Origin of the sequence: Sulfitobacter sp. 15WGC (assembly GCF_005068605.1) — a bacterium.
GTDB lineage: Bacteria > Pseudomonadota > Alphaproteobacteria > Rhodobacterales > Rhodobacteraceae > Sulfitobacter > Sulfitobacter faviae.
In genome coordinates, this window is sequence record NZ_SZNL01000089.1 from 1 (window position 1) to 293 (window position 293).

General features: G+C 64.5%; 1 protein-coding gene. It reads right to left on the reverse strand.

Annotated features, from left to right (window positions below; genetic code table 11):
• Positions 1-293 (reverse strand): IS3 family transposase (locus FCK22_RS18110; RefSeq protein WP_136720764.1); only part of this gene is annotated, 293 nt, incomplete at both ends.

The following is a 293-nucleotide window of genomic DNA, read 5'->3' on the forward strand; positions in this document are numbered from 1 at the left end:
TTTCCGGGATGGGCCGAAGCTGTCAGCCAGGAAGTCCAGAGACCAGCGCGCATTGGGATACGCAGCCTCCGGCATCGGGGAGCGCGTTCCACGGGCCCGCTTGCGGCCGCGCCGCCGCTTCACTGACAACCCTTCTTCCCGGTAGAGCCGATACAGTTTCTTGTGATTCATTTTCATGCCCTTGCGCTCAAGCAACACGCCAATCCGGCGGTAGCCGAACCGGCGCCGCTTTCCGGCGATCTCCTGCATCTCCTTGCGGATCTCAGGGCAGTCCGGCGGGCGTTCGCGCCGGA